This is a genomic window from Roseateles sp. DAIF2 (assembly GCF_015624425.1).
Lineage (GTDB): Bacteria > Pseudomonadota > Gammaproteobacteria > Burkholderiales > Burkholderiaceae_C > Kinneretia.
This window is the reverse complement of the sequence record NZ_CP049919.1, coordinates 3,729,269-3,750,049: the sequence shown is the minus strand read 5'-3', so window position 1 is coordinate 3,750,049 and position 20,781 is coordinate 3,729,269. Positions and strand designations below refer to the sequence as shown.

Below are 20,781 nucleotides of genomic sequence, written 5' to 3'. Positions count from 1 at the left end.
GCGGCAGGATGGCCGCGCCGCTGACCGAGGGCGTCGGGCGCCAGCGCATGAAGCCGGCGAGGCGCTGCTTGAAGTTGACCGCGATCGTGAAGCGGTGGTTGGGCTGGATCAGCTCGGCGAAATCGAACTGGTTCAGCGTGTGCTTGGCCTTCTGCACCACCCAGGGCGAGAAGGACATCACATCGATCATGTTGTTGCTGAAGTCGACCTCGTAGAGCCGCTTCAGCCTCAGCCTGACCAAGGATGGCTCGGGCGGCTCCGGCCTGGGCCTGGCGATCTGCCGCAAGATCGTCGAGATCCATGGCGACCGGATCTGCGCGAACCGCAGCGGCGGCGGGCGCGGTTCCACATCCATCTGCCGCTTCGACCCGGGGCGATACGGGCTTTGGCAAGCTGCCTTAGAAAGGCTTGTCGGCCTTGGGCATCCAACGTCCTGCTTGTGTAAAGACCGGATGCCCGCCTCTCCGAGGAGTAGAGTCAGTCAGGTCCTGGCGCTTCCCCCTCCTCTCAGATAGATGGCGCCAAGACTTGCCCAGCAGGCCCCTCAGGCTGTTGGGCTTTTTGTTTCCATCTGTGGCCGATTGCCGATGCTGGCGGCCAGGCGGCTTTCACTTGCGCAGAGTCTCATGGCTCACCTGCTGCAGGATGTTCTTCCCAACGATGGTCAGGCGCAGATGGCCGCCCTGCCATTCGAGCCAGCTCAGCGACACATAGTCCTCGATATAGCCGGTCGGGATCTCCGCGGCGCGCCGGTGCTGCAGCGCCGCCACGCTGCTGGAAAGGGCGTCTCTGAGTTGGCCGAGACGGGATCGTGAAGGCAGTAGTGAGGCGAGCATGAGGATTCCTCGAGAGGATTTGACGGTGCGCGCTCTTGAGGCGCGGGCCGCGGATCTGTCGCATCGGCGGCATCACGGCATGACGTGATCCCGCACCATCACCGGCTCGCGCGAGCCGTCGGCGACGCGGCGGCGCACGATCTCGGCAATCTCGGCCGCATGGCCAGATAGGTGCTCAGGGGGGCGTCGTCAAGACGGTAGGGGTTGTAGTGGTAGTGCAGGGTTTCCTTCCTGAGGCGGGCCCCGACGAGCTCCTGGTCGACGAGTACCCAGAATCGCACCGATCCGGAGGTCAGGTGATAGAACGCTTGCATTTGCACATGGTCTCCCTTGCGATGAACGCTGCGCATAGCGTGGGCCCGACCGGTCTCCCGGTCTGTGCGCTACAGCACAGACGCGCCACCAAGCGCCGCAGCGCGGGATGGGCGGTCGACCCATCCCCGGTTCGTCGGTCGCATGTACCCAGCCGGCGCGGCTGGCGGGGCTCCGTGCGATACCGCACGGACGGCGATATCCCCGGCCTGCAGACTTCGACGTCAGCCCCTCGACACAGGTTCGTCTGAAAGCTCGTCATGAAGCGCGCCGCGCCGCCCGGGCCTCGCCGGGCCAAACCGCCAAGGGTTCAGAACCGGTCGGAAGCCGACTTCAGATCGGAAGGTTTGCCGCCGCCGGGACAGCTCGGCATCGGCGTCCCCGTCATCGCATCCTACGCATGAAGGCATCCTTGCCCCAGTCCTGGCAATCGCTGCTGTCGGGCATCCACACCCAGCTGCAGGCGAGCGCGAGCGCCTGTGGCTGCGCTCAGAGCGAATGGCCTGCACCCAGGATGGCGAGCGCAGGGCACGGCACCTGGCCCTGCATGACGCCTTGACCGCCTTGCCGAACCGCCGCTTCTTCATCGAACGCCTGACCCATGCGACCGCGCTCCTGGAGGCGGGCGAGCCAGCGCGGCTGGCCGTCATCTATCTGGACCTGGACGACTTCAAGCCCGTCAATGACGCCTATGGCCACGACATCGGCGATGAAATGCTCAAGGTGGTGGCGCGCCGGCTGGACCGCCGGGTGCGCAGCGAAGACATGGTGAGCCGGCTCGGTGGCGACGAGTTCGCCTGCCTGCGCTGCGGGCCGGTGAGTCGGCCCGAGCTCAGCCGGCTGGCGCGCAAGCTCTACGAGACCATCGCCGCACCCATGCAGATCGGGAACCTGCGCCTGCGCGTGCGGCCCAGCATCGGGATTGCCGTCCACCCCGCCGACGGCAGCACCGCCGCCACCTTGATGCGCAGCGCCGACGCGGCGATGTACGCGGCCAAACGCTCGAGGGCCGGCCATGTGTTCTTTGCCAAGGCGGGCGAGATGCGGAGGGACGCCATGCATGCCGACGCACCGGCCCCGCAGCGCGATCCCGATGACCGTGCCGCCGGCGCGGTCCCGGCCTGAGCGGGCCTAGCCCGGGATCGCAGGCGGCAGCGGCGCGCTGGCTGGCGCCAGGCCGGGCAGCAGCCGCTCATACTCCAGCCGGCTGGCCGCATAACATCCGCAGCTCCGCGACTCCAGACCGCCGCGATCCAGCACCGTGATATGTCCTCGGGCGTAGCGGATCAGGCCGGCGGCCTGCAGCTTCAAGGCGATCTCCGTGACGCCCTCGCGGCGCACGCCCAGCATGCGGGCAATCCAGCTTTGCGTCACCAGCAGCTCGCGCCCCGAGGCCCGGTCCAGGCTCATCAGCAGCCAGCGCGCCAGGCGAGGGGCCAGCAGATGGGCATGCTGGCATCCGACCGAGGTCGCGAAGCCGGCCATGGAGATGGCGATATAGCGGTTCAGGCAGCGCCGCAGCGCCGCGCTGAGCAGCAGCTCGCGCTTGAGCGCCGGGGCGGCCAGGCGCCAGGCCTCGCCCGCGCCCTGCACCATGGCGCCAAGCGGCGCACGGCCCACGCCCAACACCAAGGACATGCCCAACATGCCCTCGCGGCCCACCATGCCGACTTCGATAGAGGGCTGCTCGTCATCGCGGGTCAGCAAGGAGATCAGGCCGCCGATGGGAAAGTAGGCATGGCGGATCACCTGGCCCGAGCGGCACAGGATCTGCGAGGGCCGCAGCGGGACCCGCTCGCAGGCGGCCAGCAGGCGCAGCCGGTCGGGGCGCGGCAGCCGATCGATCAAGTGATTCTGGGCAGCAGGCACGCAGGTCTCCGGGGGGGGGCTGACCGCAGTCTGCACCGCGCCGGGGCAGCACTACCGTGCTCCGGCGCACCAAGCGACGCCGATCAGCCGGCGCTTGCGGGCAGCAGCCGTGCGTACTCCTGACGCACCACGGCATAGCATTCGCAGGCGCGAGCCTCCAGGCCGGCGCGGTCCAGCACGGTGATGTGGCCGCGGGCATAGCGGATCAGCCCGGCGGCCTGCAGCTTCAGCGCGCTCTCGGTCACGCCATGAACAGCGCGATGCCGACCAGGCCTTCGTTGCCGACCACCGCGATCTCGGCCGAGGCACCGTTCTCCAGCACATACAGCAGGGAGACGATGGCGGTGGTCGGGAAGTACACATGGCTTTGCGGCCGGCCGGACTCGTACAGCACCCGGCCCAGCGGCATGTCGACCACTTCCAGCTGGGGCGACCAATGCGCCCGCTCTTCGGGCTACGATCTGCGCAGCACAACGGCACCGGCGCAAGTGACGATCGGCAAGGACAAGTCGCGGCCGATGGCCGCGAGCGCCTGCACGTAGCTGCCACGGCCGCGGGCGCTCATGGCGGAGACCTTGCGCGCCCATCGGCGTCGCAGGGGAACTCATAGCCATGCCCGCGATTGAACAGATCGTCGAAGCGAAGCACATAGCCGGTGTCGCAGATCAGCATGGTGGAGAGCTTGTCCATAGGAGCCTCCTCTTGATGCAAGTTCTGGTGTGGGCGTTCATGCTGCCGACCGCGCGCAGGGGTTATGCCCGTCTCCACTGTGCGTCGCCGGCTACCCGCGCCTGTGCGCCACGGCACCTTGCCTTGTGCGCGCCAGGGCATCGACGCCGTCTTGCGTCGTGCCGAACATTGCCACATGAACACCAACGCATCGGCTGATCGACGATGGGTGGGCCGGCGGGAGCGCCGGCCGGCGCCGTTCGTCCTGCCCCTGCTGTGGTGGGCGCATCCACCGCTTCCCGCGTCATGCCCTGGACCCGCTCCTGAGCCTGTTCACGCCGCGTTGCCGCTACCACTGCACGAGCCACACCTGCCGATGGGCGGGGCTGCTCAGGCCGAGCCGCCCGTGAGCTGGAGTTTTTTGCCGATCAAGTCTCAAATAAATAAGCAAGGCAGCCGCCGAGGTCCAGGGTAGTATGGACAGCAACGCCTTGAGGTCGTCACCTCGAAGTCATCGTCTCCTCAGCTCTTCACGAGCCTCCCGAGCGAGTCCTCGCCTTGATTGCTTGACATGGTTTGTGCGGCACTTTGCCGCGCCATGGGCGAGGAGTGATCCACGATGAAAACGGTCAACGGCCCCGACATGCTCCGGGCCTCCCTCCAGTCCTGTGTCGAAGCCTTGAATCGACGACGTGCCTGCGACATTCCCGAGGATTTCATCGAAGACTATGTCAGTCTCGGCTGGCTGGAATGGCATGCCGGGAACCTGCGCCCCACCGCCGTCGGCAAGAACATCTGCCAGCAGCAGCTGGATCGGTTGCGCGCAGGCGGGGCCGTGGCCGCGGAGTAAGGTTGCCATGCAGCCATCGACTTGCCGCGAGGACGCCATGAGACATGAACCCTATGGTCGCGACCTGAGCACCGAACAGTTGAATCTTCTGCATCGCTTCCCCCGCAACGGCGATGGCGATGATCCGGCAAGCACCCATGCGAGGACGGCGCTGGCCGGGCTGGGCTACCTGGAACGCGAGCCCGGTCTCGCGAGCTACCGGCTGACCGCTCGCGGCGAGATGACGAAGGCGCTGACCACCCGGGCCGAGCCGGGGAAACCCAGGCTGTCTCTCACGGAGCTGGCGTCGCTGATTCGCGCGCGCGTCGGCGTGCGGCATCCCGGCGCCTCGATCCGGATCACCCGGATCCACACCCTGCCCGAGCCTCGGGATGGCGCGAACTGGGAGGTTTTCTTCAGCTATATGGATCGCAGCGTGGGTCAGCCATCGATCGAGTCCCTGATCCGACAGATCAAAGACACCTTCGACAGCGCCGACTAGCGCGTCGAGCGGGCTCATTCCAATGACCCAGGACGTTGCCGGACGAAGCCATCGCAAGCGTGCGGCGCTGTTCCTGCTGAAGGAGATTCGCGGCGAACTGATCGCGGTGGCGATCACGATGGCGCTGGCCCTGTTCGCGCCGCCGCCGCTGACCTTGAAGGATGCGATCAAGGCCTACTTTCCACTGCTGCTGGCGCTCGTCTACCTGGCGCTCGGTTCCTGGTGTGCGGCCAAGACCCTGTGGATGAAGCGCTCGATGGGAGAGCCTATCTAGCCCTCGCCCGGCACGAGGCCGCTGCCTGCGGAGCAGGGCGCGTGGCTGATCCAAGGCCGGGCGCGCTGCGTAGGAGAAACCAGACACCGACGAGCAGGGGTTTCTTCCATGCGCAGTGCCGACAACACCGCCCGCGCCATCAACTGGATCGAGCAGGGCCTGGTGCCAGACGGCGCCGTGCGCCTGGGCATCCGCCGCTTGTTGCGACAGCGCCTGGCCGAGCTGCGCAGCGGCGATGCCGAGGCCGGCGCACGCATCGCGGAGGAATTTATCGAAGCCATGCAGCAGGCGCCGCTGGCCCCGCTGCCCGAGAAGGCCAACGAGCAGCATTACGAGCTGCCGGCGGAGTTCTTCGCCGCCGTGCTGGGCCCGCAGCGCAAGTACAGCTGCTGCTGGTGGCCCGAGGGCGTGCAGACGCTGGGCGAGGCCGAAGCCGCGGCCCTGGCCGAGACCTGCGTGCGCGCCGGCCTGGCCGACGGCCAGCGCATCCTGGAGCTGGGCTGCGGCTGGGGCTCGCTGAGCCTGTGGATGGCCGAGCGCCTGCCGCACGCCCGCATCACCGCGCTGTCCAACTCCCATTCGCAGCGGCGCTTCATCGAGTCGCAGGCGGCGCTACGGGGCCTCATCAACCTCGAGGTGATGACGTGCGATTTCAACGACTTCGACACCGGCGAGCGCTTCGACCGCGTGGTGTCGGTCGAGATGTTCGAGCATCTGCGCAACTGGCCGCGCGCCTTTGCCAACATAGCCGGCTGGTTGAATACGGATGGCCGCTTCTTTCTGCATGTGTTCGCGCACCGCGAAGCACCCTATGCCTTCGAGCCGCGCGATGCCAGCGACTGGATGAGCCGGCATTTCTTCTCCGGCGGCATGATGCCCAGCGACGAGCTTGCGCTGCGCTGCCAGGACGCGCTGCGCCTGCGCCAGCGCTGGCGCTGGGACGGCCGCCACTATGCGCGCACCGCGGCCGCCTGGCTGGCCCGCATGGACGCCCGGCGCGAGGCGCTGATGCCGCTGTTCGCGGCCGTCTACGGTGAGGCGGATGCGGCCCTGTGGTGGACGCGCTGGCGGCTCTTCTTCCTTTCGGTGGAGGAGCTGTTCGCCCACGCCAGCGGCCAGCAGTGGTGGGTCAGCCACTACTTGTTCGAGAAACGCGGATGAGCCCGCTTCTTTCGCTTGCGGTGCTCGGCCTGCTGGTCTCGCTGGCCCTGGCCCTGGCGACCTGGGTCCTGAGCCTGCCGCTGCGCGATGCCAGCCTGGCCGACCGCATCTGGTCGGCGCTGATCGCTGCGCCGGCCCTTGCCTATGCCTGGTTCCTGCGGCCCGATGCGCGCGGCCTGCTGATGCTGGCCCTGCTGCTGCTCTGGGCGCTGCGGCTGGCCATCCACCTCACGCGGCGCAACCGTGGCCGGGGCGAGGACCGCCGCTACCGCGCCATGCGCGAACGTCATGGCGCGGCCTTCGGCCGCAGGAGCCTGTACCTGGTGTTCGGCCTGCAGGCCCTGCTGGCCTGGATCGTCGGCTGGCCCTTGCTGGCGGCCCTGGTCCATCCCGCGCCGCTGAACCTGCTCGACCTGCTCGGCGCGCTGCTGGCGGCCACGGGCATCGCCGTCGAGACGGTGGCCGATGCGCAACTGGCCCGCTTCCTGCGCGACCCGCGGCGCGAGGGGGCGGTGATGGACCGCGGCCTGTGGGCCTGGTCGCGCCATCCGAACTATTTCGGCGAGGCCTGCGTCTGGTGGGGGTTGGGCCTGATGGCCGTGGCCGGCGGCGGCCGGGGCGCCGCCTGGAGCCTGGCCTCGCCGCTGCTGATGACGGGGCTGCTGCTCAAGGTTTCGGGCGTGGCGCTGCTGGAGCGGGACATCGCCGAGCGCCGCCCCGCCTACCGCGACTACGCGGCCCGCACCAGCGCCTTCATTCCCTGGCCACCGCGGCGCGGGGCGCGGCCGTGAGAGGGGGCCTCCTCATGCTGCAGCTCGCCATGGTCATGCCCGCCATGGCGCAGGAGCGCGACATCGCATCCGGCCGCTGGGATTTCGTCGCCACGCTGGACGGCAAACCGATCGGCACGCATCGCTTCACGGTCGCCGGCCCGGCCGCCGCGCGCCGCGTCGAGAGCCGCGCGCAGTTCAGCGTCCGCCTGCTGGGCATTCCCGTGTACCGCTATCGCCACCGGGCCGAGGAGCGCTGGCAGGACGACTGCTTGCGCGAGCTGCGGGCCGACACCGACGACGACGGCCGGGAGCAGCAGGTGGCCCGGCGCTTCGACGACGAATGCGTGATGGCCTATGCCTACTGGAACCCGCTTCTCGTCCGGCAGACCCGGCTGGTCGACCCGCAGACCGGTCAAGCCGGCCCGGTGCGCTTCGAGCCCTTGCCGGAGGCCGCGATCGAGCTGCATGGCCGGCCCGTCGCGGCCCGCGGCTGGCGGCTCGTCAGCGAGACGCAGCGGATCACGGCCTGGTACGCCACCGAGGGCGGCCGCTGGATCGGGCTGGATGCCGAGGCCCGGGGCGGCCGCCAGCTCCGCTACCGACTCTCCGCCGAGAAGGATCCGCCATGACCACCTCGCCCCGCCGCCTGCTGCTCGCCTATGCCGCAGCGCTGCTGTGCTTCCTGCTGCTCGACGCCGCCTGGCTCACCTGGATGGGGCCGCGCCTGTACCGGCCCGCGCTCGCTGCGCTGATGGCGCCCGCGGTGGACTGGCGCGCCGTGGCGCTGTTCTATCCACTCTACCTGCTGGGCCTCTTGGTGTTCGCGATCGTGCCGGCCCTGGAACGCCGCCGGCCTGGCCAGGCCCTGGGGCGCGGTGCGCTGCTGGGGCTGGTGGCCTATGCCACCTATGACCTGACGAACCAGGCAACCCTGCGCGACTGGCCCTGGCTGATCACGGCCATCGATCTGGCCTGGGGTTCCCTGCTCAGCGGCTGCACGGCCTGGGTCAGCACCTCCCTCACATCCCGACCAGCGCGCCGAACAGGCGCGCGATAGGGCTCTCGAAGCGCAGACGACCGTCCAGCGAGGCCAGGCAGATGCACTCGCTGCCGTCCTGCACCACCGGCTGATGCTGGACCTCGCCATCGGCGGCGTCGAGATCGCCGGGGCCGAATAGCGCGCGCCCGTCGTGGAAGCGGCCATGCAGGACCTGCGTCAGCTCCAACCCGCGATGCGTATGCTGGGGCAGGTACTTGCCGGCCGCGATGCGCAGCAGAAAGACATTGGCCTCGGGCGCTCCGGGCACGCTCACCCGGCTCCAGCGCATGCCCGGGCCGATCCAGCGCCAGGGCGTGGCGCTGCAATGGGCCAGCGCCTGGGGCCAGCGGGCGCCCTCGGGCAGAGGCGGCGGCGCGCTGACCTTGAGCGGCGGGGCGGGCGCGGCTTCCCGCGCGTCAATGCGGGCCAAGGTGCGGGCCAGCGCATCCTCGGCCAGCGGCGCCGGCTCGGCCTCGTCGAGCAGCAGGCCGCCGAGCGCGTCCAGCAGGCGCAGGCGCTCGCGGCAATGGGCGCAGAGCTCCAGATGGCTGGAAAGGACCAGCCGCGTGCCCGTCTCCAGCCGGCCGGCGGACAGCGCCAGCAGCAGCTCGTCTTCGGGGTGGTGTCGGATGTCCATCATCATCGTTCCAGCAGGCGGCGCAGTTGGCTCACCGCCAGGCGCATGCGCGACTTGACCGTGCCGAGCGGGATGCCCAGCTCGGCGGCAATGTGCGCATGCGATTCATCATCGAAGTAGGAAAGCCGCAGCACCCGCTGCTGCTCGGGCGGCAACTGGGCCAGGGCACCGCGCAGACGTTCGTTGAGCCGGGTCGCGTGCAGGCGCTCCTCGGCCGCAGGTTCGTCGGCCTCCAGGCCGTCGAAATCGAAAGCCTCGTCGAGCCGCTCGTCGCCCTGATGGCGGCGCAGCAGGTCCACGCGCAGATGGCGCGCGATCGTGAAGATCCAGGTCGAGGCCGCGGCCCGCGCCGGGTCGAACAGCGCCGCCTTGCGCCAGACGGCCGCCAGGGTCTCCTGGGCCAGTTCCTCGGCCTGGGCCTCGGGGCTGCCGCCCAGCATCAGATGGCGCTTGATGCGCGGTGCGAAATGGGCGAACAGCCGCGCGAAGGCCTCGCGGTCCCGTCGCTCGGCCACGGCGCAAATCAACCCGGCCCAGTCATCGGCGGGGCGGGCGCAGCGCTCGGGATCGATCGGTACGACGGTCAAGGCGGGCGGTCGACCACCCTCGTGACCGCGGACGGCGTCGGAGGGCTTGGGTTGATGCATGGGTGCGGCCATCGGCGGGTTCCAGCCAGTTCTACGCGGCCGGACCCGATTCGGATCATCGCAGGTCGGCGGCGATCCAAACGGATCCGGTTTGCGTAGGAGCTCGGGTCACAGGAGATCGCGATGCCGCTCACCGCCATCCAGGCTTTTCCGCCCGCCGCGACGCGCCAGCGCATCGCCGTGGTCGGCACGGGCATCGCCGGCCTGTCCTGCGCCTGGCTGTTGGCCGAACACCATGAGGTCACGCTGTTCGAGCGCGAGGCGCGAGCGGGCGGACACAGCCACACCGTCGACGCCCCGGCCGCCGGCAGGGGCTTGGTGCCGGTCGACACCGGCTTCATCGTCTACAACGAGCCGGCCTACCCGAACCTGAGCGCGCTGTTCCGCCATCTCGAGGTGCCGACCGCGGCCAGCGACATGTCCTTCGCCGTCAGCCTCGACGGCGGCCGGCTCGAATATGCCGGCACCGATCTGCGCGGTCTGTTCGCGCAGAAGCGCAATCTGCTGCGGCCGCGCTTCTGGCAGATGCTGCGCGAGCTGCTGCGCTTTTACCGCGAGGCGCCGCTGGATGCCCGAGCCGCTGGCGACCAGGCGCTGGACGACTACCTGGACGCGCGGGGCTATGGCCGCGCCTTCCGCGACGATCACCTCTACCCGATGGCCGCGGCGATCTGGTCGGCGCCGGCCGCGCAGGTCGGGCGCTATCCGGTCGCCGCCTTCGTGCGCTTCTGCGAGAACCATGGCCTGCTGCAGATCAGCGGCCGGCCCGTCTGGCGCACCGTCAACGGCGGCAGCCGCGAGTATGTCGGGCGGCTGAGCCGGCGCTTCGCCGATCGGCTGCGGCTCGATCAGGCCGTGCTGGAAGTGCGGCGCGAGGCGGACGGCGTGCGCCTGCGCACGGCCAAAGGCTGGTGGCCCGAGCGCTTCGACCAGCTCGTGCTGGCCATTCATGCCGACAGCGCGCTGGCCCTGCTCGGCGACCCGACGCCCGAGGAGCGGCGGCTGCTCGGCAGCTTCGCCTACACCCGCAACCTGGCCGTGCTGCACCGCGACCCGGCCCTGATGCCTACACGCCGCGCCACCTGGTCGAGCTGGAACTACCTGGCCGCGCGCGGCAGCGGCGCCCCGCCGACGGTCAGCTACTGGATGAACCGCCTGCAGCCGCACCTGCCGCAGGGACCTGGCAGCGACCTCTTCGTCACCCTGAACCCGCCGGTGCCGCCGCGGCCCGAGCACCTGATCCGCACCGAGCTCTACGAGCATCCGTTGTTCGACGCCACCGCACTGGCCGCGCAGCGCCGGCTCTGGTCGCTGCAGGGCCGGCAGCGCAGCTGGTTCTGCGGCGCCTATTTCGGCGCCGGCTTCCATGAGGACGGCCTGCAGGCCGGCCTGGCGGTGGCCGAGGCGATCGGGGGCGTGCGCCGGCCCTGGCGGGTGCCAGGGGAGTCCGGCCGCATCCACCTGGCCGAGGCGCTGCCGGCATGAGCGATGGAAAAACCCAGCGCTCCGCGCTCTATGTCGGCCGCGTGATGCACCAGCGCCTGCGCCCGCGCCGGCATCGGCTCATCTATCGCACCTACCACCTGCTGCTCGACATTGACGAGCTGCCCGGGCTCGACGCGCGGCTGCGCTGCTTCTCGCTCGGGCGCTTCAACCTGTTCGGCCTGCATGCCGGCGACTATGGCGACGGTTCGGGTCGGGACCTGCGCGCGCAGATCGACGCTCAGCTGCGCGAGGCCGGCCTGCCCGCGGGCGGCGCGATCCGGCTGCTGACGATGCCGCGCCTGCTGGGCCATGGCTTCAACCCGCTCAGCGTCTGGTTCTGTCACGCGCCGGGCGGCGAGGCGCTGCAGGCCCTGATCTACGAGGTCAACAACACCTTCGGCCAGCGGCACCGCTACCTGATCCCGGTGCGCGATGGCGGCGCGGCGCTGATCGACCAGGGCTGCGACAAGCGGCTCTATGTCTCGCCGTTCAACGGCATGGCGCTGCATTACCGCTTTCGCGTCGCACCTCCGGGCGAGTCGGTGTCCATCGGCGTCAGCCTGCACGACGCGGACGGCCTCCTACTCAACACCCGGCTCGATGGCCGGCGCCGCCCGCTCGACGACGCCGCGCTGCTGCGCGTCTTCTTCAGCCATCCGCTGCTGACCCTCAAGGTCGTGACCGCCATCCATTGGGAAGCGCTGCGGCTGTGGCTCAAGCGGGTGCCGCTGCAGGCTCGCCCGAGCGCGCCGGCGCGCGACCTCACCATCATCGATTCAGGCAGCGAGCACCGATGAACCCGATCAGCACGCCCACCGCCGCGGCATCGCCGGCGCTCTCGCCGCTGCAACGCCTGCTCGGCCGCACGCGCTGCGGCCATCTGGCGCTGACGCTGCCGAACGGCCGCCGCATCGACGCCATCGGCACCGAGCCGGGACCCCAGGCCGGCCTGCGGCTGCGGCGCTGGCGGCCGCTGCTGCGCCTGGCCCTGCAGGGCGATCTCGGCCTCGCGCTGGCCTACCGCGACGGCGACTGGGACAGCCCCGACCTGCTCGCGCTGCTCGAGTTCGGCCTGGCGAACCAGGCCGCCTGGGGCTCGCTGCTCGACGGCCGCGGCCCGGCGCGCTGGCTGGCGCGGCTGGCCCACCGCGCACGGGCCAACACCCGGCGCGGCAGCCGCGACAACATCGCCTTCCACTACGACCTCGGCAACGCCTTCTACCGCCATTGGCTCGACGACAGCATGCTCTATTCGAGCGCGCTCTATGCGGACGCGCCGGACGACACGCTGGAGGCCGCGCAGGCCCGTCGGCTGGAGCGCATCGTCGCGCTGCTCGATGTGCCGGAGGGGGCCGAGGTGCTGGAGATCGGCTGCGGCTGGGGCACTTTGGCCGCGACCCTGGCCCGGGCCCGCGGCGCGCGCGTGACCGGCCTCACGCTCTCGACGGAGCAGCTCGCCTTCGCCCGCGAACGCGCCGCGAGCCTGGGTGTGGCCGAGTGCGTGGACCTGCGCCTGCAGGATTACCGCGAGCTGCGGGGGCGCTTCGACCGCATCGTTTCGATCGAGATGATCGAGGCCGTCGGCGAGGCCTATTGGCCAACCTACTTCGCCACCTTGCGCGAACGCCTGCAGCCCGGCGGCCTGGTGCTGCTGCAAGCCATCACCATCGCCGACGACCATTTCGAGTCCTACCGGCGCGGCGCCGATTTCATCCAGCGCTGCATCTTCCCGGGCGGCATGCTGCCGAGCCCGCGCGCGCTGCACGAGCACGCGGCCAGGGCCGGCTTCGTCATCGAGGAAACGCTGTGCTTCGGACCGAGCTATGCGCGCACCCTGGCGGAATGGCGCCGCCGTTTCCTGGCCGCCTGGCCGCAGATCGCCGCACTGGGCTTCGACGAAGCCTTCAAGCGGTTGTGGACCTACTACCTCTGCTACTGCGAGGCGGGTTTCCGGGCCGGGCGGGTGGACGTGGGGCTCTACCGGCTGAGAAGGTCGACACGGCACTGATGTCTCCTTTCGCCCCGCTGTGAGGGGGATGGCGGGACGCCAAGGGGAGCAAGCCCTGGAATGACAAAGGCCTCAGAGGTTTCCCTCTGAGGCCTGCATGAGTGGTGGAGAGGAGGAGGATCGAACTCCCGACCTCCGCATTGCGAACGCGGCGCTCTCCCAGCTGAGCTACCCCCCCGACGAAAATCAGTATAGCAACGCTTGCGGGTTTTCTGCGAGGGCGGGGCGGCGCCATCTGGCGACACTGGGCCCTTGTGTTGAAGGCTTCTTGAGGAGGATCAGGATGAGCGTCGGTGCCGGTCCGTCATCGCCCGCATGGTTCGATGCGCAGTACAACAACCGCGCCCGGGTGGCGGACAGCGCGCAGATCCTGGCGCGCTGGACCCAGGCTTCGGCTTTGGCGCGCGAGCAGCTGGCCGGCGCGCGGCTGGATCTGCCCTATGGCGAAGCGGGCGACGCTGATGATCCGGCGCTGCGCCTGGACCTGTTCCCGGCCCAGACCGAACACCGCGCGCCGGCGCCGGTGCTGGTCTTCCTCCATGGCGGCTACTGGCGAGCGCTCGACAAGTCGGACCACAGCTTTCTGGCCCCACTGTTCACCGACGAGGGCGCGCTGGTGGTCGTGCCGAACTACGGCCTGTGCCCGGCGGTCAGCATGGAGCGCATCCCGCTGCAGCTGGTGCAGGCGCTGGCCTGGGTCTGGCGCCATGCGGCCGAGCATGGCGGCGACCCCAACCATATCGTCGTCGCGGGCCATTCGGCCGGCGGGCATCTGGCGGCGATGCTGGCCTGCTGCGACTGGAAGGCGGTGGCGCCGGACCTGCCGCGCCATCTGGTCAAGGGCGTGCTGTCGATCTCGGGCCTGCATGACCTGACCCCGTTGCGCCACGCGCCCTTCCTGAACGGCGACCTGCGCCTGGATGCCGATGCGGCGCGGCGCCTGAGCCCGGTGCATTTCCCGGCCCCGGACGCGCCGGTCTACTGCGCCGCCGGCGCGCTGGAGAGCGCGGAGCTGCGGCGCCAGAACCGGCTGCTGCGCCAGGCCTGGGGCGCGCGCGCGGTGCCGGTCTGCGAGGAGGTGGCCGGCTGCCATCATTTCGATATCCTGCACGACCTGGCCGACCCGGAGGGGCGCACGCACCAGCTGGCGCGGCGCCTGCTGGACCTGCGCTGGTATAGCGGCCTGCTATGAGGTGGATTGAAGCTATGTATTGGCTGGCGGCGGGGGCTTGAGTTAGCGTGCGCCTGTGTCGCCGGGCCGGACGCCGGCGGGCGGCCGCGGATCGACAACCTCTGTTCATCACTGGAGAGCACCATGGGCTTGAAAGGATCGAAGACCGAGCAGAACCTGAAGGACGCGTTCGCGGGCGAGTCTCAGGCCAACCGCCGGTACCTGTATTTCGCGAATAAGGCGGATATCGAGGGACAGAACGATGTGGCGGCGCTGTTCCGCTCCACCGCGGAAGGGGAGACCGGCCATGCGCATGGCCATCTGGAATTCCTGGAGCAGGTCGGCGACCCCGCCACCGGCCTGCCGATCGGCCCGACGCGCGACAACCTGAAGGCCGCGGTGGCCGGCGAGACCCACGAGTACACCGACATGTACCCGGGCATGGCCAAGACCGCGCGCGAGGAGGGCCACGACGAGATCGCCGACTGGTTCGAGACCCTGGCCAAGGCCGAGCGCTCGCATGCTAACCGCTACCAGAAAGCTCTGGACGCCCTGGTGGACTGAACGGATGAGAGTTTTCTACTGCGCCACCGCCATGCGTTGTTGGCCGGATGCTCGGGATCCTCACGTACCTCCAGTACGTTCCGGTCCCTGCGCTCCGTCCGCCTAGCCTGGCGACGGCTCGCTACGAAACCTCTCATCCTCTAGACCTGAAATTTTCGAGGCGCCCGCGGGCGCCGCAGTCTTCTGCGCTTGGCCCCGCGAGCGCAGAAGACTGCGCCCAGCCAGACCGACCCCGTCTTCCAGCCAGGAGCACGCCGCATGAGCACCCGCGAAGGCAATCTCGAAGCGCCCACGCGCCATGCGCTGGACTGGCGGAACCCGGCCTTCTACGACGAGGCCCAATGCCTGCAGGAGCTGGAGCGCATCTTCGACATCTGCCACGGCTGCCGGCGCTGCGTTTCGCTGTGCCAGAGCTTCCCGACCCTGTTCGACCTGGTCGACGAGGGGCCGACCGGCGAGCTCGACGGCGTCGACAAGCGGGACTTCTGGAAGGTGGTCGACCAGTGCTATCTGTGCGACCTCTGCTACATGACCAAATGTCCCTATGTGCCGCCGCATGCCTGGAACCTGGACTTCCCGCACACCATGCTGCGCGCCAAGGCGATCAAGTTCAAGAAGAAGGGCGAGGTCGGGGCCGGCGAGAAGTTCCTGGCCGCCACCGATGTGCATGGCCAGTTCGCCGGCATCCCGATCGTCGTGCAGGCGGTCAATGCGGTGAATCGCACGGCGCCGGCGCGCCGCGCGCTCGATCAGGCGCTCGGCGTCCATCCCGAGGCCTGGCTGCCGGACCTGGCGAACTGGCGCTTTCGCTGGGGCGCGGCCAGGAGCGCGGCGCCGGTGGCGACGCAGGGCGAGCGCACGCCGGGCAAGGTGGCGATCTTCGCGACCTGCTATGTCAACTACCACGAGCCCGGCATCGGCCATGACCTGCTGAAGGTGCTGGCGCACAACGACATTCCCTATGTGCTGGTCGACAAGGAAGTCTGCTGCGGCATGCCCAAGCTGGAACTGGGTGACCTGGACGCGGTGGCGCGCCACAAGGAAGCCAACATCCCGGTGCTGGCCCGCTATGCGGAGCAGGGCTACGCGATCCTGTCGGCCATCCCCAGCTGCACCCTGATGTTCAAGCAGGAGTTGCCGCTGATGTTCCCCAACGAGGCTGCGGTGCAGCAGGTCAAGGACGCGATGTGGGACCCCTTCGAGTACCTGATCGCGCGCCACAAGGACGGCCTCTTGAAGACCGACTTCAAGCAGGCGCTGGGCAGGGTCAGCTATCACATCCCCTGCCATGGCCGGGTGCAGAACATCGGCCGCAAGACCGAGGAGATGCTGAAGCTGATCGGCAAGAGCGTGAGTTTGCAGCTGAACACGGTGGAGCGCTGCTCCGGCCATGCCGGCACCTATGGCGTCAAGACGGCCTACCACCCGCTGGCGCTGAAGATCGGCCGGCCGGTGTTCAAGGCCATGGCCAAGGACGAGCCGGACCTGATCGCCAGCGATTGCGCGCTGGCCGGCCACCATATCGCGCAGGGCATGGCCCAGGCCGGCACGCCGGCCAAGGCGCTCGCGCATCCGCTGAGCCTGCTGCGCCGCGCCTACGGGCTGGACTGACGAACCCCACCGGGACCCCTGTCGATGAGCACCACACCAATCACCCCCGAGAGCCTGATGACGCTGGAGGCCTATGCGAAGTACCGCAAGGAGCACAAGCCGGCCATCATCGCGCACCGGCGCCGCCGCAGCGTGCGGCTGGGCGAGCACCTGAATCTGCAGTTCGAGGACGAGCAGACGATCCGCTACCAGATCCAGGAGATGCTGCGCATCGAGAAGATCTTCGAGGAGGAGGGCATCCGTGGCGAGATCGAGGCCTATGCGCCGCTGGTGCCGGACGGCTCGAACTGGAAGGCGACCCTGCTGATCGAATACCCCGACCCGCATGAGCGCAAGCGCGAGCTGGCGCGGCTGATCGGCGTCGAGGACCGCCTGTTCGTTGAGGTCGAGGGCCAGGCGCGGGTCTATGCGATCGCCGACGAGGACCTGGAGCGCGAGAACGAGGAGAAGACCTCCTCGGTGCATTTCGTGCGCTTCGAGTTTCCGGCCGCGGCGCGCGAGGCGGTGCGCGCCGGCGCGCGGGTCAAGCTGGGTTGCGACCACCGTTATTACCCGGCCCATGTCGAGATCGCGCCGGAGACCCTGGCCGCGCTGGCCGGTGACCTGCGCGGCTGACGAAAGTCATGGCCCGCCCCGCCGGGCACAATCGGCCCTCCAATCAGTTCCGGGGAGCCGTGCCTCATGCGCAGCAAGAGCAAGAACCGCGGGTGGCCGCGCCTCGTCGTCGCGCTGAGCCTGCTGCTGGCCGGTGCCGCATCGGCGCAGCAGCCGCAGCCATCGGATGACGGCGCACCGCGCGCGGCACGCCAGCCGCAGGATGTCAGCGTGCATGGCGAGCGCCGGATCGACGACTATTTCTGGCTGCGCGAGCGCGACAAGCCCGAGGTGCAGGCGCATCTGCGCGCCGAGGCCGCCTATACCGCGCGCTGGTTCCAGCCGCTGGCCGGGCTGAAGGAGCAGCTCTTCCGGGAGATGGTCGGCCGCATTCAGCAGGCCGACGAGGCGGTGCCGGTGCGCGAGGGCGCCTGGTGGTACAGCACCCGCACCCTGGAGGGCGCGCAGTACCCGCTGCATGTGCGGCGCGCCGCACGCGGCGCCGAGCGGGCCTATGACGCCACGGCGCCCGAACAGCTGCTGCTGGACCTGAACCGCCTGGCCCAGGGCCGCAAGTTCCTGGCGCTGGAGGATCTGCAGGTCAGCCCCGACGCGAAGCTGCTTGCCTATTCGATCGACGAGACCGGCGCGCGCGACTTCCAGCTGCAGCTGCGTGACATCGCTGGCGGCAAGGCCCTGGCCTGGAGCGCCGCCAAGGTGCAGGGCTTCGCCTGGTCGGCCGACAGCCGGCACCTGTTCTACATCACCGCCAACGAGGCCAAGCGCGCCGACAAGCTGTGGCGCCATCGCCTGGACGGCCGCGGCCCGGACGAGCTGCTGTACGAGGAGAAGGACGAGCAGTTCGACCTCGGGCTCGACCGCAGCGCCGACCGGCGCTATCTGGTGTTGAGCAGCCGCTCCAAGGACACGGTGGAGCAGCGCGTGCTGCCGGCCACGACGCCGCTGGCGGCCTGGCGCGTCGTGCTGCCGCGCCGCAGCGGCCTGGAGTACCGCTTCGAGCATCACGCGGGCCGCTTCCTGCTGCTGGCCAATGACCGCGGTCCCAACTTCCGCCTGCTCGATCTGCCGGCGACCCGGCTGCCGCTGGCGCTGGCGGCGCTGGCGCGTGGGCGCGAGCTGGTGGCGCATGACGAGGCGGCGATGCTGGAGGACCTGCAGGTCTTCAAGCGCCACCTGGTGTTGCAGGTGCGCGAGGGCGGCTCGGTCAAGCTGCGCGTGCTGGGCGCCGGCGGGCGCGGCGGCCCGGCGCGCGAGCTGCCGTTCGACGAGGCGGTCTACACCGCCCAGCTGCAGACCTGGGGCCAGCCGGCGCTGAACCGTGAGTACGACAGCGACACCCTGCGCCTGGCCTACCAGTCGATGACGACGCCGGCCTCGGTCTACGACTACGCGCTGGGCAGCGGCGCGCTGACCCTGCGCAAGGTGCAGCCGGTGCTGGGCGGCTTCGACGCCAAGCGCTACGAGTCCAAGCGCCTGTGGGCCACCGCCAAGGACGGCACCCGCGTGCCGATCTCGCTGGTCTATGCCAAGGACCTGCGCCGCCAGGGCCCGCAGCCGCTGCTGCTGCAGGGCTACGGCAGCTACGGTATGTCGTCCGATCCGCGCTTCTCGGCGGCCAATCTGTCGCTGCTGGACCGCGGCGCGATCTTGGCGATCGCCCATGTGCGCGGCGGCGGCGACCTGGGTCGGCGCTGGTACCTGGACGGCAAGCTGGGCAAGAAGATGAACAGCTTCACCGACTTCGTCGCCTGCGCCGAGGCCCTGGTGGCCGAGGGCTACACCGATCCCGGCCGGCTGATCATCACCGGCGGCAGCGCCGGCGGCCTGCTGATGGGCGCGGTGGTGAACCTGCGGCCCGAGCTGTTCAAGGCGGTGGTGATGCATGTGCCCTTCGTCGATGTGATCAACACCATGCTGGACGAGAGCCTGCCCTTGACCACCGGGGAGTTCATCGAATGGGGCAACCCGAAGGTCGCCGAGCAGTACGCCTGGATGCGCGCCTACAGCCCCTACGACAACCTGAAGCCCGGCGCCTATCCGGCGATCCTGGCGCGCACCGGGCTGAACGACAGCCAGGTGCCCTACTGGGAGCCGGCCAAGTACGTGGCCAAGCTGCGCGGCCTGAAGACCGACGCGAACCCGCTGCTGTTCGACATCAATATGGACGTCGGCCATGGCGGCGCCTCGGGCCGCTTCGATGCGCTGAAGGAACGCGCGCAGTACTACGCCTTCATGCTGCAGCAATGGGGGCTGGCCGACGCGCTGGTCGCGGCCAGGAAGCCCTGAGCCTGCCCGGGCCGGCGCGTGGCGCCGGTCCGCTCAATCAATGCGTCGTGCGCCAGCCAATGCCCGCCGGGCTCGGGCGCGCGCCGCTGCGCTGCGTCTGTTCCAGCGCGCCCTGCAGCGTGGCCGGCCGGCCCAGCACATAGCCCTGGCCGAGCCGGATGCCGATGCGCTGCAGCGCGTTCAGCTCGGCCGAGGTCTCGACACCCTCGGCCACCAGCTTGCCGCCGGTGGTCTCGGCAAAGCGGGTCAGCGCCGCCGCCAGAGCCTGGCGGCTCGGGTCGACGTCGATGCCGCGGGTGATGCTGTTGTCGAGCTTGATGATGTCGGGGGCGAGGTTGAGGATGTGCTTGAAGCAGGCATAGCCGGCGCCCGCGTCGTCCACCGCGACCCGCAGGCCGGCCATGTGCAGCGGGTTGACCACATGGGCGATCTCGCTGTACTGCTCGACCTCCTCATGCTCGGTGACCTCCAGCACGATGCGCTCCAGCGGGTAGGCCGCCAGCATCTGGGTCAGCCGGCCGTCGATCACGGTGCGCGGCGAGGCATTGACCGCGATGTAGCAGCTCGCCGGCAGCTGCTCGAGCGCCGCCAGCGCGAGCCGGATCGCATGCAGCTCCAGCTCGACGCCGCGCTCGACCCGCGCCGCCTCCTGGAACCAAAGGTCCGGCGTGCGCTGCGGCTCGCAGTCGAAGCGGGTCAGCGCCTCGAAGCCGACGACCCGGCCCTGCGGCAGGTCGAAGATCGGCTGGTAGACCGAGCGCATCTGGCTGGGCTGCAGGGCCTGGTCGATCCGCGATGTGATGCGCTCGACCAGCTCGCGCTGCTCGAGCTCTAGCTCGAAATGGCGCGCCATCAGGTCGGCGAAGACACGCATCGTCGCGACATCCCGCTGGTTCAGCGCCGTGTTGGGCTGGCTGCGGAAGCAGCAGAAGGTGCCGAAGATCCGGCCGTCGCCCAGGCGGATCGGCACGCTCAGATGGGCGCCTACCGGCAGCGCCAGCGTGGCCGCGAGCGTCAGGGCCTCGGCGTTCTGGCAGGCGTCCGGGATCAGGGCCGGCAGCCTGCCATCCGCCACGCGCTGGCAGTAGCTGTCCTCCAGGGGATCGGAGCCGCCGACCCGGATCGGCGGATCGGCCAGGCCGGTGTCGAGGTAGCGGAAGACGCGCCGCCCCGCCTTGAACTCCGAGATGAAGGCCACGTCCATCTCCATATGCCGGCGTATCGCCTGCATGCCCTGCAGCAGCAGGGCCGGCGGCTCCAGCTGGGCCGAGGGGGCATGAGCCGGTGCCGCGGCGGGCACGCCGATGAGGGCCTTGTCCATATGACCTCCTTGAGCGCCGGTGGCTCGCGTGCCGCCGCTGCGGCCGGGCTCCGGATGACAGCCGGAGGTTGCCTGGCGCAGCGGCGCGGGCTCGGGGATCGAGGCCCGCCGCGAGCTGTCGGTGCAATCACATGTCCTGACGCGCAGCACAGTACACCGGCCGGCGCGGGAG

25 protein-coding genes, 1 tRNA gene and 1 pseudogene are annotated in these 20,781 nt (G+C 69.7%); 18 read left to right on the top strand and 9 right to left on the bottom strand.

Annotation, left to right across the window (positions count from 1 at the left end; all coding sequences use genetic code 11):
- The first annotated feature begins 8 nt into the window (after positions 1–8).
- Positions 9–215, top strand: coding sequence for a hypothetical protein (locus G8A07_RS17425; protein ID WP_195793278.1), 207 nt, complete (start codon positions 9–11; stop codon positions 213–215).
- Between the two features lie 18 nt (positions 216–233).
- Positions 234–515, top strand: coding sequence for a hypothetical protein (locus G8A07_RS17420; protein ID WP_195797822.1), 282 nt, complete (start codon positions 234–236; stop codon positions 513–515).
- Between the two features lie 93 nt (positions 516–608).
- Here the strand turns inward: G8A07_RS17420 and G8A07_RS17415 are convergent, their stop codons facing one another.
- Together G8A07_RS17415 and G8A07_RS17410 are read right to left on the bottom strand one after the other, a co-directional pair.
- Positions 609–836 (bottom strand): hypothetical protein, encoded by a 228-nt coding sequence (locus G8A07_RS17415; protein ID WP_195793277.1) that lies wholly within the window; start codon positions 834–836, stop codon positions 609–611.
- Positions 837–934: 98 nt separating this feature from the next.
- Positions 935–1,150: a hypothetical protein gene (locus G8A07_RS17410; RefSeq protein ID WP_195793276.1), complete on the bottom strand. Its 216-nt coding sequence runs from the start codon at positions 1,148–1,150 to the stop codon at positions 935–937.
- Between the two features lie 496 nt (positions 1,151–1,646).
- Between G8A07_RS17410 and G8A07_RS17405 the strand changes: the two genes are divergently transcribed.
- The gene (locus G8A07_RS17405; protein ID WP_195793275.1) at positions 1,647–2,273 is read left to right on the top strand and encodes a GGDEF domain-containing protein; all 627 of its coding nucleotides are present in this window, start codon (positions 1,647–1,649) and stop codon (positions 2,271–2,273) included.
- A 6-nt stretch (positions 2,274–2,279) separates the two neighbouring features.
- Here the strand turns inward: G8A07_RS17405 and G8A07_RS17400 are convergent, their stop codons facing one another.
- From G8A07_RS17400 to G8A07_RS28115, 3 genes and pseudogenes are all read right to left on the bottom strand, one after another.
- Positions 2,280–2,996, bottom strand: coding sequence for a Crp/Fnr family transcriptional regulator (locus G8A07_RS17400; RefSeq protein WP_249937001.1), 717 nt, complete (start codon positions 2,994–2,996; stop codon positions 2,280–2,282).
- A gap of 104 nt (positions 2,997–3,100) precedes the next feature.
- Positions 3,101–3,426, bottom strand: a pseudogene (locus G8A07_RS17395) (hypothetical protein).
- Positions 3,427–3,578: 152 nt separating this feature from the next.
- Entirely contained in the window at positions 3,579–3,707 is a 129-nt protein-coding gene (locus G8A07_RS28115; RefSeq protein ID WP_256441045.1) for a hypothetical protein, read from the bottom strand.
- A 598-nt stretch (positions 3,708–4,305) separates the two neighbouring features.
- On the opposite strand from G8A07_RS28115, the gene G8A07_RS17390 reads away from it, so the two are divergent.
- The 7 genes from G8A07_RS17390 to G8A07_RS17360 all read left to right on the top strand — a co-directional run bounded on the left by G8A07_RS17390 (position 4,306) and on the right by G8A07_RS17360 (position 8,282).
- Positions 4,306–4,536 (top strand): hypothetical protein, encoded by a 231-nt coding sequence (locus tag G8A07_RS17390; protein WP_195793274.1) that lies wholly within the window; start codon positions 4,306–4,308, stop codon positions 4,534–4,536.
- Positions 4,537–4,573: 37 nt separating this feature from the next.
- Complete coding sequence (locus G8A07_RS17385; RefSeq protein WP_195793273.1) at positions 4,574–5,017, top strand: hypothetical protein; 444 nt, start codon at positions 4,574–4,576, stop codon at positions 5,015–5,017.
- Between the two features lie 22 nt (positions 5,018–5,039).
- On the top strand, positions 5,040–5,291 hold the full coding sequence (locus G8A07_RS17380) for a hypothetical protein (protein WP_195793272.1): 252 nt from the start codon (positions 5,040–5,042) through the stop codon (positions 5,289–5,291).
- Positions 5,292–5,399: 108 nt separating this feature from the next.
- A complete protein-coding gene (locus G8A07_RS17375) occupies positions 5,400–6,452 on the top strand; it encodes a cyclopropane-fatty-acyl-phospholipid synthase family protein (protein ID WP_195793271.1) in 1,053 nt (350 codons plus the stop codon).
- Positions 6,449–7,243, top strand: a complete 795-nt coding sequence (locus G8A07_RS17370) for a DUF1295 domain-containing protein (RefSeq protein WP_195793270.1) — start codon at positions 6,449–6,451, stop codon at positions 7,241–7,243. Before G8A07_RS17375 ends, G8A07_RS17370 begins: the two co-directional genes overlap by 4 nt.
- A 14-nt stretch (positions 7,244–7,257) precedes the next feature.
- Positions 7,258–7,854 carry a DUF6134 family protein gene (locus G8A07_RS17365; protein WP_195793269.1) on the top strand — a complete coding sequence of 199 codons (597 nt, stop codon included), beginning with the start codon at positions 7,258–7,260 and terminating at the stop codon, positions 7,852–7,854.
- Entirely contained in the window at positions 7,851–8,282 is a 432-nt protein-coding gene (locus G8A07_RS17360) for a DUF2177 family protein (RefSeq protein ID WP_195793268.1), read from the top strand. The genes G8A07_RS17365 and G8A07_RS17360 overlap by 4 nt, the downstream gene beginning before the upstream one ends.
- Here G8A07_RS17360 and G8A07_RS17355 read toward each other — a convergent pair.
- Positions 8,245–8,907, bottom strand: a complete 663-nt coding sequence (locus G8A07_RS17355) for a ChrR family anti-sigma-E factor (RefSeq protein ID WP_249937033.1) — start codon at positions 8,905–8,907, stop codon at positions 8,245–8,247. The two genes, G8A07_RS17360 and G8A07_RS17355, sit on opposite strands and share 38 nt — an antisense overlap.
- Complete coding sequence (locus G8A07_RS17350) at positions 8,904–9,488, bottom strand: sigma-70 family RNA polymerase sigma factor (protein ID WP_195793267.1); 585 nt, start codon at positions 9,486–9,488, stop codon at positions 8,904–8,906. Before G8A07_RS17350 ends, G8A07_RS17355 begins: the two co-directional genes overlap by 4 nt.
- 183 nt (positions 9,489–9,671) lie before the next feature.
- Between G8A07_RS17350 and G8A07_RS17345 the strand changes: the two genes are divergently transcribed.
- The 3 genes from G8A07_RS17345 to G8A07_RS17335 are packed head-to-tail and all read left to right on the top strand — an operon-like array spanning position 9,672 to position 13,041.
- On the top strand, positions 9,672–11,033 hold the full coding sequence (locus G8A07_RS17345; protein WP_195793266.1) for an NAD(P)/FAD-dependent oxidoreductase: 1,362 nt from the start codon (positions 9,672–9,674) through the stop codon (positions 11,031–11,033).
- A complete protein-coding gene (locus G8A07_RS17340; RefSeq protein ID WP_195793265.1) occupies positions 11,030–11,830 on the top strand; it encodes a DUF1365 domain-containing protein in 801 nt (266 codons plus the stop codon). The genes G8A07_RS17345 and G8A07_RS17340 overlap by 4 nt, the downstream gene beginning before the upstream one ends.
- Positions 11,827–13,041 carry a cyclopropane-fatty-acyl-phospholipid synthase family protein gene (locus tag G8A07_RS17335; RefSeq protein WP_195793264.1) on the top strand — a complete coding sequence of 405 codons (1,215 nt, stop codon included), beginning with the start codon at positions 11,827–11,829 and terminating at the stop codon, positions 13,039–13,041. Before G8A07_RS17340 ends, G8A07_RS17335 begins: the two co-directional genes overlap by 4 nt.
- A 102-nt stretch (positions 13,042–13,143) precedes the next feature.
- Here the strand turns inward: G8A07_RS17335 and G8A07_RS17330 are convergent.
- A tRNA-Ala gene (locus tag G8A07_RS17330) sits at positions 13,144–13,219 on the bottom strand.
- 105 nt (positions 13,220–13,324) lie between these two features.
- Here G8A07_RS17330 and G8A07_RS17325 point away from each other — a divergent pair.
- The 5 genes from G8A07_RS17325 to G8A07_RS17305 all read left to right on the top strand — a co-directional run bounded on the left by G8A07_RS17325 (position 13,325) and on the right by G8A07_RS17305 (position 19,288).
- Positions 13,325–14,233 (top strand): alpha/beta hydrolase, encoded by a 909-nt coding sequence (locus tag G8A07_RS17325; protein ID WP_195793263.1) that lies wholly within the window; start codon positions 13,325–13,327, stop codon positions 14,231–14,233.
- A gap of 123 nt (positions 14,234–14,356) precedes the next feature.
- Positions 14,357–14,776, top strand: a complete 420-nt coding sequence (locus tag G8A07_RS17320) for a rubrerythrin family protein (protein WP_195793262.1) — start codon at positions 14,357–14,359, stop codon at positions 14,774–14,776.
- 258 nt (positions 14,777–15,034) lie between these two features.
- On the top strand, positions 15,035–16,387 hold the full coding sequence (locus G8A07_RS17315; RefSeq protein WP_195793261.1) for a (Fe-S)-binding protein: 1,353 nt from the start codon (positions 15,035–15,037) through the stop codon (positions 16,385–16,387).
- 24 nt (positions 16,388–16,411) lie between these two features.
- Positions 16,412–17,002, top strand: coding sequence for a DUF3501 family protein (locus tag G8A07_RS17310; RefSeq protein ID WP_195793260.1), 591 nt, complete (start codon positions 16,412–16,414; stop codon positions 17,000–17,002).
- A gap of 66 nt (positions 17,003–17,068) precedes the next feature.
- Entirely contained in the window at positions 17,069–19,288 is a 2,220-nt protein-coding gene (locus tag G8A07_RS17305; RefSeq protein ID WP_195793259.1) for a S9 family peptidase, read from the top strand.
- Between the two features lie 37 nt (positions 19,289–19,325).
- Here the strand turns inward: G8A07_RS17305 and G8A07_RS17300 are convergent, their stop codons facing one another.
- Complete coding sequence (locus tag G8A07_RS17300; protein ID WP_195793258.1) at positions 19,326–20,609, bottom strand: EAL domain-containing protein; 1,284 nt, start codon at positions 20,607–20,609, stop codon at positions 19,326–19,328.
- Between the last annotated feature and the right edge of the window lie 172 nt (positions 20,610–20,781).

Excerpts from the sequence above, each read along its gene's own strand:
- G8A07_RS17370 (WP_195793270.1), top strand. The coding sequence starts at position 6,449 with ATGAGCCCGCTTCTTTCGCTTGCGGTGCTCGGCCTGCTGGTCTCGCTG.
- G8A07_RS17425 (WP_195793278.1), top strand. The coding sequence starts at position 9 with ATGGCCGCGCCGCTGACCGAGGGCGTCGGGCGCCAGCGCATGAAGCCG.
- G8A07_RS28115 (WP_256441045.1), bottom strand. The coding sequence starts at position 3,707 with ATGGACAAGCTCTCCACCATGCTGATCTGCGACACCGGCTATGTGCTT.
- G8A07_RS17340 (WP_195793265.1), top strand. The coding sequence starts at position 11,030 with ATGAGCGATGGAAAAACCCAGCGCTCCGCGCTCTATGTCGGCCGCGTG.
- G8A07_RS17385 (WP_195793273.1), top strand. The coding sequence starts at position 4,574 with ATGAGACATGAACCCTATGGTCGCGACCTGAGCACCGAACAGTTGAAT.
- G8A07_RS17305 (WP_195793259.1), top strand. The coding sequence starts at position 17,069 with ATGCGCAGCAAGAGCAAGAACCGCGGGTGGCCGCGCCTCGTCGTCGCG.
- G8A07_RS17375 (WP_195793271.1), top strand. The coding sequence starts at position 5,400 with ATGCGCAGTGCCGACAACACCGCCCGCGCCATCAACTGGATCGAGCAG.
- G8A07_RS17405 (WP_195793275.1), top strand. The coding sequence starts at position 1,647 with ATGGCCTGCACCCAGGATGGCGAGCGCAGGGCACGGCACCTGGCCCTG.
- G8A07_RS17300 (WP_195793258.1), bottom strand. The coding sequence starts at position 20,609 with ATGGACAAGGCCCTCATCGGCGTGCCCGCCGCGGCACCGGCTCATGCC.
- G8A07_RS17410 (WP_195793276.1), bottom strand. The coding sequence starts at position 1,150 with ATGCAAGCGTTCTATCACCTGACCTCCGGATCGGTGCGATTCTGGGTA.
- G8A07_RS17415 (WP_195793277.1), bottom strand. The coding sequence starts at position 836 with ATGCTCGCCTCACTACTGCCTTCACGATCCCGTCTCGGCCAACTCAGA.
- G8A07_RS17315 (WP_195793261.1), top strand. The coding sequence starts at position 15,035 with ATGAGCACCCGCGAAGGCAATCTCGAAGCGCCCACGCGCCATGCGCTG.
- G8A07_RS17335 (WP_195793264.1), top strand. The coding sequence starts at position 11,827 with ATGAACCCGATCAGCACGCCCACCGCCGCGGCATCGCCGGCGCTCTCG.
- G8A07_RS17345 (WP_195793266.1), top strand. The coding sequence starts at position 9,672 with ATGCCGCTCACCGCCATCCAGGCTTTTCCGCCCGCCGCGACGCGCCAG.
- G8A07_RS17360 (WP_195793268.1), top strand. The coding sequence starts at position 7,851 with ATGACCACCTCGCCCCGCCGCCTGCTGCTCGCCTATGCCGCAGCGCTG.
- G8A07_RS17380 (WP_195793272.1), top strand. The coding sequence starts at position 5,040 with ATGACCCAGGACGTTGCCGGACGAAGCCATCGCAAGCGTGCGGCGCTG.
- G8A07_RS17355 (WP_249937033.1), bottom strand. The coding sequence starts at position 8,907 with ATGATGATGGACATCCGACACCACCCCGAAGACGAGCTGCTGCTGGCG.
- G8A07_RS17365 (WP_195793269.1), top strand. The coding sequence starts at position 7,258 with ATGCTGCAGCTCGCCATGGTCATGCCCGCCATGGCGCAGGAGCGCGAC.
- G8A07_RS17390 (WP_195793274.1), top strand. The coding sequence starts at position 4,306 with ATGAAAACGGTCAACGGCCCCGACATGCTCCGGGCCTCCCTCCAGTCC.
- G8A07_RS17310 (WP_195793260.1), top strand. The coding sequence starts at position 16,412 with ATGAGCACCACACCAATCACCCCCGAGAGCCTGATGACGCTGGAGGCC.
- G8A07_RS17320 (WP_195793262.1), top strand. The coding sequence starts at position 14,357 with ATGGGCTTGAAAGGATCGAAGACCGAGCAGAACCTGAAGGACGCGTTC.
- G8A07_RS17325 (WP_195793263.1), top strand. The coding sequence starts at position 13,325 with ATGAGCGTCGGTGCCGGTCCGTCATCGCCCGCATGGTTCGATGCGCAG.